The sequence below is a fragment of the Isoptericola chiayiensis genome, assembly GCF_013149805.1.
Classification (GTDB): domain Bacteria; phylum Actinomycetota; class Actinomycetes; order Actinomycetales; family Cellulomonadaceae; genus Isoptericola; species Isoptericola chiayiensis.
The window spans coordinates 12,868-26,540 of record NZ_JABEZT010000009.1; the positions used below are offsets into that span (position 1 = coordinate 12,868).

At 74.8% G+C, this 13,673-nt stretch carries 12 protein-coding genes; 11 read left to right on the top strand and 1 reads right to left on the bottom strand.

The features are described from left to right. Positions 1-36 precede the first annotated feature (36 nt). From mgrA to HDG68_RS14365, 3 genes are read left to right on the top strand one after another with little or no spacing between them, the layout of a single operon-like run. Positions 37-1,098, top strand: a complete 1,062-nt coding sequence (gene mgrA / locus HDG68_RS14355; protein WP_172153276.1) for an L-glyceraldehyde 3-phosphate reductase — start codon at positions 37-39, stop codon at positions 1,096-1,098. A gap of 4 nt (positions 1,099-1,102) precedes the next feature. Further along, positions 1,103-1,987, top strand: a complete 885-nt coding sequence (locus HDG68_RS14360) for a PfkB family carbohydrate kinase (RefSeq protein WP_172153278.1) — start codon at positions 1,103-1,105, stop codon at positions 1,985-1,987. Then, the gene (locus HDG68_RS14365; RefSeq protein WP_172153280.1) at positions 1,984-2,610 is read left to right on the top strand and encodes a nucleoside/nucleotide kinase family protein; all 627 of its coding nucleotides are present in this window, start codon (positions 1,984-1,986) and stop codon (positions 2,608-2,610) included. Before HDG68_RS14360 ends, HDG68_RS14365 begins: the two co-directional genes overlap by 4 nt. Before the next feature lie 6 nt (positions 2,611-2,616). Here the strand turns inward: HDG68_RS14365 and HDG68_RS14370 are convergent, their stop codons facing one another. Beyond that, on the bottom strand, positions 2,617-3,090 hold the full coding sequence (locus HDG68_RS14370; protein ID WP_172153282.1) for an Lrp/AsnC ligand binding domain-containing protein: 474 nt from the start codon (positions 3,088-3,090) through the stop codon (positions 2,617-2,619). Positions 3,091-3,351: 261 nt separating this feature from the next. Here HDG68_RS14370 and pdhA point away from each other — a divergent pair, with 261 nt between their 5' ends. The 8 genes from pdhA to HDG68_RS14410 all read left to right on the top strand — a co-directional run bounded on the left by pdhA (position 3,352) and on the right by HDG68_RS14410 (position 13,641). Continuing rightward, on the top strand, positions 3,352-4,686 hold the full coding sequence (gene pdhA / locus HDG68_RS14375; protein ID WP_172153284.1) for a pyruvate dehydrogenase (acetyl-transferring) E1 component subunit alpha: 1,335 nt from the start codon (positions 3,352-3,354) through the stop codon (positions 4,684-4,686). Further along, positions 4,683-5,714 (top strand): alpha-ketoacid dehydrogenase subunit beta, encoded by a 1,032-nt coding sequence (locus HDG68_RS14380; RefSeq protein ID WP_172153286.1) that lies wholly within the window; start codon positions 4,683-4,685, stop codon positions 5,712-5,714. The genes pdhA and HDG68_RS14380 overlap by 4 nt, the downstream gene beginning before the upstream one ends. 85 nt (positions 5,715-5,799) lie before the next feature. Continuing rightward, positions 5,800-7,236, top strand: coding sequence for a dihydrolipoamide acetyltransferase family protein (locus HDG68_RS14385; RefSeq protein ID WP_172153288.1), 1,437 nt, complete (start codon positions 5,800-5,802; stop codon positions 7,234-7,236). Further along, positions 7,233-8,852 (top strand): carboxyl transferase domain-containing protein, encoded by a 1,620-nt coding sequence (locus HDG68_RS14390; protein WP_172153290.1) that lies wholly within the window; start codon positions 7,233-7,235, stop codon positions 8,850-8,852. Before HDG68_RS14385 ends, HDG68_RS14390 begins: the two co-directional genes overlap by 4 nt. Before the next feature lie 17 nt (positions 8,853-8,869). Beyond that, complete coding sequence (locus tag HDG68_RS14395; RefSeq protein WP_172153292.1) at positions 8,870-10,930, top strand: ATP-binding protein; 2,061 nt, start codon at positions 8,870-8,872, stop codon at positions 10,928-10,930. Next, positions 10,927-12,120, top strand: a complete 1,194-nt coding sequence (locus HDG68_RS14400; protein WP_172153294.1) for an acyl-CoA dehydrogenase family protein — start codon at positions 10,927-10,929, stop codon at positions 12,118-12,120. Before HDG68_RS14395 ends, HDG68_RS14400 begins: the two co-directional genes overlap by 4 nt. 85 nt (positions 12,121-12,205) lie before the next feature. Continuing rightward, entirely contained in the window at positions 12,206-12,733 is a 528-nt protein-coding gene (locus HDG68_RS14405) for a MaoC family dehydratase (protein ID WP_172153296.1), read from the top strand. Next, positions 12,730-13,641, top strand: coding sequence for an aldolase/citrate lyase family protein (locus HDG68_RS14410; RefSeq protein WP_172153298.1), 912 nt, complete (start codon positions 12,730-12,732; stop codon positions 13,639-13,641). The genes HDG68_RS14405 and HDG68_RS14410 overlap by 4 nt, the downstream gene beginning before the upstream one ends. Positions 13,642-13,673: the final 32 nt, after the last annotated feature.

Here is a 13,673-nt window from a genome sequence, read left to right on the forward strand (position 1 = left end):
GAGGGTCAAGGCCATCCTGCGTGCCAGGATGGCGGCATGCCCCTCGCACCGCGCTATCTCGCCGCCGAGACCCGCTACGACACGATGACCTACCGTCGCACCGGACGGTCCGGTCTGGACCTGCCCGCCCTGTCGCTGGGCCTGTGGCACAACTTCGGCGACGTCAACCCGTTCGAGACGCAGCGGACGATCCTGCGCCGCGCGTTCGACCTCGGGGTCACGCACTTCGACCTGGCGAACAACTACGGACCGCCCTACGGCTCGGCGGAGGAGAACTTCGGCCGGCACCTCGCCGCCGACCTCGCGCCCTACCGCGACGAGCTGGTGATCTCCACCAAGGCCGGCTACGACATGTGGCCCGGCCCGTACGGCGACCATGGGTCGCGCAAGTACCTGCTCGCCTCGCTCGACCAGTCGCTGGGACGCCTCGGGCTCGACTACGTCGATGTCTTCTACCACCACCGTCCCGACCCCTCCACGCCGCTCGAGGAGACCATGGGCGCGCTCGCCTCGGCGGTGCAGCAGGGCAAGGCGCTGTACGTCGGCGTCTCCAACTACTCCCCGGCACGCACCCGCGAGGCCGCGCGCATCCTGGCGGACCTGGGCACGCCGCTGCTGATCCACCAGCCGAGCTACTCGATGTTCAACCGCCACATCGAGAACACCGTGGATCCCGACCGATATGACGGCCGGCAGAGCGAGTCCCTGCTCGACGCCGTCGAGGACCTGGGCGTGGGCACCATCGTGTTCTCCCCGCTGCAGCAAGGGCTGCTCACCGGTCGCTACCTGTCGGGCGAGGCGCCGGCCGGGTCGCGGGCGGCGCGTTCCGACTCGCCGTTCCTGTCGGGGGACGCCCTCAGCGAGACGTACCTGAGCCGGGCGCGGGCCCTGCACGAGATCGCCGCCGGGCGTGGGCAGAGCCTCGCCCAGCTCGCGCTGTCCTGGGTGCTGCGCGACCCGCGCATCACCTCCGCGCTGATCGGCGCCTCGTCGGTGGAACAGCTCGAGGACAACCTCGGGGCGCTCGCCGCCGGGCCGCTGACCGAGGACGAGATCGCCGCGATCGAGCCCTACGCCGTCGACGGCACGGGGCGGTGAGCCGGTGCGGACCTGCTGGTTCGTCGGCCTGACCACGCTCGACGTCGTGCACCGCGCGGCCGGCCGCCCGGGACGCGACGAGAAGGTCACCGCCACGCGCCAGGACGTCGCCGCCGGCGGGCCGGCCGCCAACGCCGCCGTCACCGCCGCCGCCCTGGGGGCCCGGGCCGTGCTCGTCACGGCGCTCGGCAGCAGCCCCGTCGCGCAGGCCGCCCGCGCAGACCTGGAGTCCTGCGGCGTCGAGGTGCACGACGTCGTCGCCGGCGAGGACTTCCCGTTCGCGGTCTCGGCGGTGCTGGTCGACGACGCGACCGGTGAGCGGTCCGTCGTCTCGGCCGACGCCGCACTCGCCGAGGCGCCGGCACCGGCCTTCCTCGCGGACCTGCCCGCGCCCGACGTCGTCCTGTTCGACGGGCACCACCCCGTGATCGCGCGAGCCGCCGTCGGGCACCTCGAGACGCGCACGCCGCGGCCGCAGGTGCTGCTCGACGCCGGACGCTGGCGGCCGCTGTTCGCCGAGCTGCTGCCCGTCGCGGACGTCGCGGCGGTCTCCGCCCGCTTCACGGTGCCGGGGTACGACGACGTCACCACCGGAGCGCACGCCCTCGGTGCGGGCGGCGTGGTGGTCACCCACGGCGGCGGGCCGGTCGAGTGGTCCGGACCCGACGGCGTCGGCACCGTTGACGTACCCGCGGTCGAGGCGCGCGACACCCTCGGTGCCGGCGACGCCTTCCACGGGGCGCTCGCCGTCACGCTGGCCGACGGTGCCGCGCTGCCCGCCGCGTGCGCGGCCGCGAACGAGGTCGCCGCGACGCGTGTGGCGCACGTCGGCCCGCGCGAGTGGCTCGCCGAGGTGCGTGCCGCGATGCCCTCCGCGGAGCGCCCGTGACCCCGACGGCGGGGCTCGTCGAGCGTGCGCGGGCGCTCGCGACAGCGGGACAGCGGGCGATCCTCGGGATCGTCGGGGCGCCGGGGTCCGGCAAGTCCACGCTGGCCGCGACCCTCGCCGAGGCGCTCGGACCGGACCTCGCCGTCGTCGTCGGCATGGACGGCTTCCACCTGTCGGACGCCGTGCTGGCCGCGCACGGGTCACGAGACCGCAAGGGCGCGATCGACACGTTCGACGACGGCGGGTACGCCGCGCTGATCGGTCGGATCGCGGACGCCCGGCCCAGCGACCCGCCGGTCTACGCCCCGGTGTTCGACCGCGCGATCGAGGAGCCGGTCGCCGCCGGCGTCGAGGTGCCCTCCGCGGTGCCGCTGGTGATCACTGAGGGGAACTACCTGCTCGCCGCCTGCGGGTCATGGCCGGCCGCGCGGGCCCGGATGGCCGAGGTCTGGTACGTCGAGGTGCCCGACGGCGTCCGGCTGGCCCGGCTGGAGGCGCGGCACCGGGCGTTCGGCAAGAGCCCGGCCGAGGCGGCCCGCTGGGCACGGGGCTCGGACCAGGTCAACGCGGAGCTGATCGAGAGCACCCGGGTCGCGGCGGGCCTCGTCGTCGAGCTCGGCTGACCGCCACTACGTGCCGCGACGCAGCTTCTCCACCAGGGGCTGCACGCGGTAGGGGATCAGCTCACCCATCGCCAGGGACGTCTCGGTGCGCTCCACCCCGTCGATGCGCAGGATGGCCGCGTCGATGCGGAAGAGGTGGTCGGTGTCCCGGCACACGACGTGCACGCGCAGGTCCGCGGTACCGGAGTGCCCATAGGCCTGGACCACCTCGGGGATGCGGGCCAGGTGCTCGACGATCCGGGCCAGGTCGCGCTGGTGGACGGTGATCTCGATGAACGCCAGCAGCGGGTGGCCCAGCACGGCCGGGTCGATGCGGCGGTCGAAGGAGAGGAACGCCCCGGCGTCCTCGAGCCGCGCCAGCCGGGCGGCGACGGTGTTGCGGGAGATGCCCAGCCGTTGGGCGAGGGCGACCGTCGTCGCCCCGGGGTCCTCGGCGAGCGCCCGGAGCAGGTCCAGGTCCACGGCGTCGATGCTGTGCACCTGATCAGCCTAGTCGTGACCGGCCGGCGGGCCCGTCGGTTCGGCAGCTCGTCCCCGGATCGGCATGCTGGCGTGCCGATCCGGGGACGAAATGCCGAACGGACCACCGCCCGTTGAGCACTCTGCGCAGCGCGGCCCGACCGTACTCAGCACCCTGCACAGCCGGTATGGGCGTGGTGGTGCGATGTGACGTACCGGCGTTACCTTCGCCACATCGGCGCTCGACGAGGAGCGTCGCCCCGATGCGAGGTGAGGCCACCCATGCCCAGCACCACGGATCCGAGGACTCGGCAGGACCTGTCACGAGCGGGTGAGTCGGCGTCCTCGGCGGACAGCGCCCACGGCGGCGCACGCGACCGTGCCGTTCCCGACCGTGCCGTTCCCGACCGTGCCGTTCCCGACCGTGCCGTTCCCGACCGTGCCGTCCCCGACCGTCCGGCGTCGAACGGCCGCCCGGCCCGCGCCAGCGCGCCGCGCGGCGAGGGCCACGACGACGTCACCGTGCGTCTGCTCGACGCCGAGGGCGTCCGGCACCCCGACGCCGCCTACGACCGGTGGGTCGGGGACGTTGACGACGCCGCGCTGCTCCGGCTGTACGAGGACCTGGTCGTGGTCCGGCGGATCGACACCGAGGCCACCGCCCTGCAGCGTCAGGGCCAGCTCGCGCTGTGGCCGCCGCTGCTGGGCCAGGAGGCCGCGCAGATCGGGTCGGCGCGGGCGCTGCGCGACGACGACTTCGTGTTCTCCAGCTACCGAGAGCACGCCGTGGCGCACGCGCGCGGCGTGGCGCCGGTGGACCTGCTGCGCGTGTGGCGCGGCGCCGTCGGCTCCGGGTGGAACCCGCACGAGGCCCGGATGGCGCCGATGCAGGTCATCATCGGGGCGCAGTCGCTGCAGGCCGTCGGGTACGGGGTGGGCATCCTCGCCGACGCCGAGCGCGAGGGCCGCACGGGTGACACCGAGGTGGCCGTGACCTACTTCGGTGACGGTGCGACCAGCCAGGGCGACGTGTCCGAGGCGTTCACGTTCGCGTCGACCTGGTCCGCGCCGGTGGTGTTCTTCTGCCAGAACAACCAGTGGGCGATCTCCGAGCCCGTCTCGCTGCAGTCCAAGGTGCCGCTCGTGGAGCGGGCCCGCGGGTTCGGCATGCCGGGCGTGCGGGTGGACGGCAACGACGTCCTCGCCGTGCTCGCCGTCACCCGGGAGGCCCTGCACCGGGCGCGTACCGGCGGCGGCCCCACGCTCATCGAGGCCGTGACGTACCGCCGCGGCCCGCACACCACGGCCGACGACCCGACCCGGTACCGCACCTCGGCGGAGATCGAGCACTGGGAGGCGCGCGACCCGGTCGCCCGCGTCGCGGCGCACCTCCGCGGCCGGGGCGTGCTGGACGACGACGTCGAGGCCCGCGTCCAGGAGTCCGCGGACGCCGTGGCCGCCGAGCTGCGCGCCGGGATCTCCCAGGTCGAGGACCCGTCGTGGGAGGCGATCTTCGCGGACGTCTACGCCGAGCCGCACCACGAGCTGGCTGCCGAGCGGGACGCGTACGCCCGCTACCTGGACGGCTTCGAGGCGACGGGGGAGGACGCGCGATGACGGCCGAGCAGATGACGCTCGCCCGCGGGCTCAACGCGGGGCTGCGCCAGGCCCTCACCGACGACGAGAAGGTCGTGCTGCTGGGTGAGGACATCGGTGCCCTCGGTGGTGTGTTCCGGGTGACGGACGGGCTGCAGCGTGAGTTCGGGCCGCGCCGTGTCGTGGACACCCCGCTCGCGGAGTCCGGCATCCTCGGGACCGCCGTCGGGCTGGCCTACCGCGGGTACCGACCGGTGGTGGAGATCCAGTTCGACGGGTTCGTGTACGTCGCGTTCGACCAGATCGTCAGCCAGGTCGCCAAGATGCGGGCCCGCACCGGCGGGGCGGTCTCGATGCCGCTGACGATACGCATCCCGGTGGCAGGAGGGATCGGCGCGGCCGAGCACCACTCCGAGTCCCCGGAGGCGTACTTCGTGCACACCGCCGGGCTGCGCGTGGTGTCGGTGTCGAACCCGCAGGACGCCGCCACGGTCCTGCGTCAGGCGATCGCCAGCGACGACCCGGTGGTCTTCTTCGAGCCGAAGCGGCTCTACCACGTCAAGGGTCCCGTGGAGCTCGAGGATCTGGGTGCCGCCCGCCCCATGGGTGCGGCGCACGTCGTCCGCCCGGGTCGTGACGTGACCGTGGCGACCTGGGGGTCGCACGTGTCCACGGCGATCGACGCCGCGGAGGCCATGGCCGACGACGGCGCCTCCGTCGAGGTGATCGACCTGCGGTCCCTGTCGCCCTGGGACGCGGACACCGTGGTGGCGTCGGTGCGGCGCACCGGGCGGCTCGTCGTCGTCCAGGAGGGGCCACGCCAGGCCGGCGTCGGCGCGGAGATCTGCGCCACCGTCACCGAGCGGTGCTTCGAGCACCTGCAGGCGCCGCCCGTTCGCGTCACCGGCCACGACATCCCCTACCCGCCCGCGAAGCTGGAGGGCCACCACGTGCCCGACCTCGACCGTGTCTGCTTCGGCATCGACCAGGCGCTCGGCCGCGTCCCGCTGGACGTCCCGACCGCCCGGCCCGAGGAGGTCGCCGCATGAGCGCGAGGAGCCCCCGCGCAGGGAGCGTGAGGGACGAGGGCTGCCGGAGCGAGGCACCGCAGGGATCGTGCGAGAGGAGCACCGCATGAGCGCGCAGCAGTTCCTGCTCCCCGACCTCGGGGAGGGGCTGACCGAGTCCGAGATCGTCGAGTGGCGCGTCGCACCCGGCGACGTGGTGACGCTCAACCAGGTCATCGCCGAGGTGGAGACGGCCAAGGCGCTCGTCGAGGTCCCCTCGCCGTACGCCGGCACCGTGACGACTCTGCACGCCGAGGAGGGGCAGATCGTCGAGGTCGGCGAACCGCTCGTCACGTTCGACGTCGCCGGTGCCGAGCCCGCGGACGCGCCCGCCGGCTCGGACGGCTCCGCGAGCGCCGGTTCCGGCGACGCCGTGAGTACCGGGTCCGCCGAGTCGCCTGCAGCCCGCAGCGAACAGTCGGAGGACGACGGCGCGGGCCCCAACCTGGTGGGCTACGGCGCCCGATCGGCCCGCAAGGGTCGCCCGACGCGCCGCCCGCGCAAGCCGGTGGAACTGCCGGTGGTGCCGTCGTCGGACGGCGTGGCGCCGCGCGCGACGGCCGAGCGGCACGCCACCCCGGGGGTGCGGGCGATGGCGAAGCGGCTGGGCGTGGACCTGACGTCGGTGCGCGGCACGGGTCCGGAGGCCCGGATCACCCGCGAGGACGTCGACGCGGCCGCTCGGGGAGCCCGCCCGGTCGGTCGCCCCGACCCCGTCGAGACCAGCGAGCCCGTGCGCGGCGTGCGCAGGCACACGGCGGCCGCGATGACGGCCAGTGCCGCGATCCCGCAGGCGACGGTGCACCTGACCTGCGACGTCACGGAGACGCTCGCCCTGGTGGCGCGGTTGCGCACCCACCCGCGCACGCGCGAGGTCAAGGTCGGGCTGCTCGCCGTCATCGGCCGGGCGGTGTGCAGCCTCGTCGAGGACCACCCGGCGCTCGTCACGCGCTGGGAGGAGGCCGGTGAGGGCTCCGACCGCGGGGCGCGCCTGGTGCACTCCGCTCACGTGCACCTGGGTATCGCCGTCGCGACCGCACGCGGACTCGTGGTGCCGCACGTGCCCCGCGCCGACGAGCTGTCCCTCGTCGGGCTCGCCCGTGCGCTGGCCGACCTGACCGAGACCGCCCGCTCGGGACGCACCCGCCCCGAGCGGCTCACCGGTGGCACGCTCACCCTGACGAACGTGGGCGTGTTCGGCGTCGACGCCGGCACGCCCCTGCTCAACCCGGGCGAGTCCGCGATCCTCGGCATCGGGCAGGTGGCCCGGCGGCCCTGGGAGCACGACGGCGAGATCGCGCTGCGCGACGTCGTCACCCTGTCGCTGACCTTCGACCACCGCGTGGTGGACGGCGAGCAGGGCGCGCGGTTCCTCGCCGACCTCGGCGCGCAGCTCACCGACCCGGCGCTCGCGGTGCTGCTCGGGGGCCACGACGAGGCTGCCGAGGCCGCGGCGTCGGGGAGCACCGGGCTGACCGCCGTCGACGGGGCCGGTGCCGCATGAGCGTGCTGACCTCCGCCGTCGACCCGGCTGCCGGGGCCGCGCGGGCCAACGCCGACGCGCAGCGGGCCCTCGCCGCCCGGCTGCGCGAACGGACCGCGACCGCCGCGGCCGGTGGCCCCCCGCGCGCCCGGGACAAGCACGTCGCGCGCGGCAAGCTGCTGCCGCGCGAGAGGGTGGCGTTGCTGCTCGACGAGGGCAGCCCGTTCCTGGAGATCTCGCCGCTGGCGGCCTACGGCGTCGACGGCGACGGCGGACCCGGGGAGTGGCCCGGTGCGGGCGTCGTGGCCGGGATCGGGCAGGTCGCCGGGCGGCAGGTCATGGTGGTGGCCAACGACCCGACCGTGAAGGGCGGCACCTATCACCCGCTGACCGTGAAGAAGCATCTGCGGGCCCAGGAGATCGCGCTCGAGAACCGGCTGCCGTGCGTGTACCTGGTGGACTCCGGCGGGGCGTTCCTGCCACGCCAGGACGACGTGTTCCCCGACCGGGACCACTTCGGGCGGATCTTCTACCAGCAGGCACGGCTGTCGGCGGCGGGGATCCCGCAGCTCTCGGCGGTGCTCGGCTCGTGCACCGCGGGCGGCGCCTACGTGCCCGCCATGAGCGACGAGACCGTGATCGTGCGCGACCAGGGCACCATCTTCCTCGGCGGACCGCCCCTGGTGAAGGCCGCCATCGGCGAGGACGTCACCGCCGAGGAGCTCGGCGGCGGCGCCCTGCACGCGCGGCGCTCCGGCGTCGTCGACCACCTCGCCGAGGACGACGCCGACGCCCTGGACCGTGTGCGCCGCATCGTCGCGACCCTGCCGCCCGACCCGGCGCCCGCCTGGGACGTGCAGCCCACCCAGGAACCGCTGCTCGACGCGGCCGGGCTGTACGACGTCGTCCCCGTCGACGTGCAGCAGCCGTACGATCCGCGCGAGGTGATCGCCCGGCTCGTCGACGGCAGCCGCCTGGAGGAGTTCAAGGCCGAGTACGGCATCACGCTCGTGTGCGGGTTCGCCCGGATCCACGGTCACCCCGTCGGCGTCCTCGCCAACCAGGGCGTGCTGCTGCGCGAGTCCGCGCTCAAGGGCGCCCACTTCGTCGAGCTGTGCGACCAGCGCGGCATCCCGCTGCTGTTCCTGCAGAACATCTCCGGGTTCATGGTCGGCACCGACGCCGAGGCCGGCGGCATCGCCAAGGACGGCGCCAAGATGGTCACCGCTGTCTCGACGGCCCGGGTGCCGAAGCTGACCGTCATCGTCGGCGGCTCCTTCGGCGCCGGGAACTACGCCATGTGCGGGCGGGCCTACGGACCCCGGTTCCTGTGGTCCTGGCCCGGGTCCCGCATCTCCGTGATGGGCGGGGAGCAGGCCTCCTCGGTGCTCGCCACCGTCAAGCGCGACCAGCTCGCCGGCCGCGGCGAGGAGTGGGACGCCGACGACGAGGCCGCGTTCCGCACCACGATCCGCGACGCCTACGAGGCCGCCGGCGACCCGTACCACGCGACGGCGCGGATGTGGGACGACGGCATCGTCGACCCCGTCGACACCCGCCGGGTGCTCGGCCTGGCGCTCGCCGTCTGCGCGCGCACCCCGCTGACCGACCGCGCCGCGGCGCTGTACCGGATGTGAGAGGGGTGCATCACGACATGTTCACTGCCGTTCTGGTCGCCAATCGCGGCGAGATCGCCTGCCGCGTCATCGCCACGCTGCGCCGCCTCGGCATCCGGTCCGTGGCCGTGCACACCGACCCCGACGCCGGGGCGCGCCACGTGCGCGAGGCCGACGTCGCCGTGCCGCTCGGCCCTGCCCGGGCCTACCTGGACGTGGACGCGGTCGTGGCCGCCGCCGTCGCGACGGGGGCCGAGGCGATCCACCCCGGCTACGGGTTCCTGTCCGAGAACCCGCGGCTCGCCCGGGCGTGCGCCGAGGAGGGGATCACCTTCGTCGGCCCGAGCGCCGCGGCCATCGAGACGATGGGGGACAAGGTCGCGGCCAAGCGGCTCGTCGTCCAGCACGAGGTGCCGGTGCTGCCCGGCACCCTCGAGGCGCTCGAGGACGACGCGCTGGTCGCCGCGGCGGCCGACGTCGGCTTCCCGCTGCTGGTCAAGCCCGTCGCGGGCGGTGGCGGCAAGGGCATGGAGGTGGTGCGGTCCGCCGCAGAGCTCCCGGCCGCGCTGGCCTCGGCGCGCCGGGTCGCGGCGTCGGCGTTCGGCGACGACGGCCTGCTGCTCGAACGGCTCGTGGACACCCCGCGGCACGTCGAGGTGCAGGTGCTCGCGGACATGGCCGGCACGGTGGTACATCTCGGCGAGCGGGAATGTACGTTGCAGCGTCGCCACCAGAAGATCATCGAGGAGGCTCCTTCGCCCGCGGTCGACGACGCCGCTCGCGACCGCATGGGACGCGCGGCCTGCGAGGTGGCGCGCGCCGTCGGGTACGTCGGCGTCGGCACCGTCGAGTTCCTCGTGCCGGCGGGCGCGCCCGAGGAGTTCTCGTTCATCGAGATGAACACGCGCCTCCAGGTGGAGCACCCCGTGACCGAGATGGTCACCGGCCACGACCTGGTCGAGGCCCAGCTGCGCGTCGCCGCGGGGGAGAAGCTGTGGTTCGGCCAGGACGACGTGCGCCTGACCGGCCACGCGATCGAGGCGCGCGTCTACGCCGAGTCGCCCGAGCGCGGGTTCCTGCCCTCGGTGGGCCGGCTGCTCGTGGTCGACGACGCCGGGACGCCCGCGGGGCCGGACGCCGCACCGCTGCGCCTCGACTCCGGCGTCGCGAGCGGTGACACGGTCTCCGGCGACTACGACCCGATGCTCGCCAAGGCCGTCGCGCACGGGGCCGACCGCGCGGAGGCGCTGGCCCGCCTGGACGGGCTGCTCGGGCGGCTGGCCGTGCTCGGCGTCGAGACCAACACCGGGTTCCTGCGCGACCTGCTGGCCGATCCCGACGTGCGTGCGGGTCGTCTCGACACCGGGCTGGTCGACCGGTTGGCCGACAGCTCCGAGTCCGGCAGCGCGGAGGCGGGTCTGACGACGGCGGCGCTGCACGCCGGCCTGCCCGAGGAACCCGAGCGGTCCGACGGCGGCACCCCGGACCCGTGGGCCGCCGACGGCTGGCGGCTCAACGCCCCGCCCGCACCGCGGACCGTCAGCCTGCGCGGCCCCGGCGGCACCGTGCACGACGTCACCGTCACGGGCCGTCGCGCCGCCGCCACGCTCGTGCGGGACGGTGGGCCCGACGGCGGCACCCCGGTGGACGCGTCGCTGCGGCCGGCGGGCGGTCCGGTGCACCGGCACCTGCTCACCTCGGACGGGCGGACCCTCCCGGTCACCGTCGCGGAGGATCCGGCCGCGCCCCGCACCGTGTGGGTCGCGGTCGAGGGCCGCACCACCGCCTGGACGGTGCTCGACCGGGCCGAGCGGGCGGCGACGCTCCGGGCCGAACGCGCTGCCGCCGCCGATCCGGCCGCCGCCACCTCCGCCGTCGGACCGCTGGAGCTGCGTGCCCAGATGCCCGGCACCGTCACCGCCACCCATCCGGCGGGCCCCGTCGAGGCCGGCGCCGCCGCCGTGGTCGTCGAGGCCATGAAGATGGAGCACCCCCTGTCCGCACCGGCCGCAGGGACCCTGCGCGTCCTGGTGCACCCGGGCGACCAGGTCCGCCTCGACCAGGTGGTCGCCGTCGTCGAACGCGAAGGAGCGTCATGATCGCCGATACCTCGTCCACCGCGCTGACCGACCGGCAGCGCAAGCTCAGCCAGACGGTCCGCGAGTTCGCCGACGACGTCGTCGCGCCGGCCGCGTACCGGTACGACACGGAGCGGCGCCTGCCCGTGGAGATCATCGCCCAGATGGGCGAGCTCGGGCTCTTCGGACTCCCGTTCCCCGTCGACGTGGGCGGCCAGGGGGAGGACTACGTCTCGCTGTGCCTCGCCGTCGAGGCGCTCGCCCGCGTCGACCAGTCCATCGCCGTCACCCTCGAGGCCGGCGTCGGGCTCGGCATCATGCCCATCTACCGGCACGGCACCGCCGCCCAGCGCGAGCGGTGGCTGCCCGACCTCGTCTCCGGCCGCGCACTGGGCGCGTTCGGGCTCACCGAGGCCGGGGCCGGGTCCGACGCCGGAGCCACCCGCACGACGGCGCGGCTGGAACACGGTACCGGCGGCAGCGCTGACGACGGTGAGTGGGTGATCGACGGGTCCAAGCAGTTCATCACCAACTCCGGGACCCCGATCACCAGCGTCATCACCATCACGGCCGTCACTGACCGCCGGGAGGACGGGACGCCCGAGCTCTCCACGATCCTCGTGCCGTCGGGGACGCCCGGGCTGACGGTGGGGGAGAGCTACGACAAGGTCGGCTGGCACACCTCCGACACCCACCCCCTCACCCTCGAGGGTGTCCGGGTGCCGAAGGACAACCTGCTCGGCGAGCGCGGGCGCGGGTACGCGAACTTCCTGCGGGCGCTCGACGAGGGCCGCATCGCCTTCGCGGCGCTCGCCACCGGTGCCGCCCAGGGCTGTCTCGAGGAGGCCGTGCGGTATGCGCGGGAGCGCGAGGTGTTCGGCCACGCCATCGGGGCCAACCAGCACGTCGCGTTCACCCTCGCCCGGATGCAGGCCCGGGTGCACGCCGCACGGCTGTGCTGGCTCGACGCCGCCCAGAAGCTCGTCCACGGCAAGCCGTTCAAGGCCGAGGCGTCGGTGGCCAAGCTGACCTCGGGCGAGGCCGCGATGGCCAACGCCCGCGACGCCTCGCAGATCTTCGGCGGGTACGGGTTCCTCAACGAGAACCCCGTGGCCCGCCACTACCGGGACGCCAAGGTGCTCGAGGTCGGCGAGGGCACCACCGAGGTCCAGCTCATGATCATCGCCCGCGACCTCGGGTTCGCCGCATGAGCGCGAGGAGCCCCCGCGGAGGGACGCCGAGGGACGAGGTGTGCCGGAGCGAGGCACCGCAGCGGTCATGCAGAGGAGGAGCCGCATGAGGGACGAGATCCAGCACGGCTTCTACTTCGACGACCTCGTCGAGGACGTGCGCTACGTGCACCGGCCCGGCCGCACCCTGACCGAGGCGGACAACACCCTGTTCAGCGCGGCCACGATGAACCCGCAGGCGCTGCACCTCGACGCCGCGTGGGCGGCCGGCCAACCCTTCGGCAAGCCGCTGATGAACTCGATGCTCACCCTCGCCACGCTCGTCGGACTGTCCGTGGGCCACCTGACGCGCGACACCATCGTGGCCAACCTCGGGTTCGAGTCGATCCGGTTCCCGGCACCGATGTTCGCCGGGGACACGCTCTACGGGGCGACGACGGTCGTGACCCGCCGGCCGTCGTCGTCCCGGCCCGGCACGGGCATCGTGACGCTCGAGCACGTCGGCACCAACCAGGACGACGCGGTGGTGGCCGTCGCGCGCCGCACCGTCATGGTGTGGACCCGCGACGGCCACGAACGCTACGTGGCGGAGCAGGCGGGCGGCCCGACGGCGGACGCGGCGGAGGAACCGTGACCCCGGCCCCGTTCACCCTCGGCCCGGCGCTGCTGTTCTGCCCGGCCGACCGTCCCGACCGGTACGCCAAGGCCGCCGAGCGCGCCGACGCCGTCCTGATCGACCTGGAGGACGGCGTCGACCCGGCGGCCCGCCCCGCCGCGCGCGACGCCCTGCGCCGTCACCCGCTGGACCCGGCCAGGACCCTGGTGCGCATCAACCCCGTGGGCACCGACGACCACCGGCGCGACCTCGACGCCCTCGCCGACACGGACTACACCACCGTGATGCTGCCCAAGGCGGACGGCCGGTTCGTTGGCCCGCTGCTGGGTCCGGGCGGCAGCCCGTACGCCGTCGTGGCGCTGTGCGAGTCGGCCGCCGGGGTGCTGGCCGCGCCGGCGCTCGCCGCCCGGGCCGACGTCGTCGCGCTCGCGTGGGGCGCCGAGGACCTCGTGGCGTCCCTGGGCGGGACGTCCAGCCGGCACGACGACGGCACCTACCGGGACGTGGCCCGGCACGCCCGGTCCGCCGTGCTGCTCGCCGCCGGAGCCGCCGGGAAGGCCGCTGTCGACGCCGTGCACCTGGCCCTCGACGACCTGGACGGTGTCCGCGCCGAGGCGCTCGACGCCGTCGCCGTCGGGTTCACGGCGACGATGTGCGTGCACCCGACGCACGCCGCCGTCGTGCGCGAGGCGTACGCGCCGTCGTCGGCCGACGTCGAGCGCGCGCGGGCGGTGCTGGCGGCTTCCGGGGCGGACCTCGACGGTGCTCCCGGGGCGAACCCTGGTGGCGCTGCGCAGGCGGGCCCGGGCCCTGGTGGCGGGGCGCGCCGCGTGGCCGGCGCGATGGTGGACGCGCCGGTCCTGGCGCACGCCCGTGCGGTCCTGGCCCGGGCCGCGGCGGCACGTCCCACCGGCACCGAGAGCTAGGGTGCTGTGCGGCGGGGGCCGGCCCGTCGACG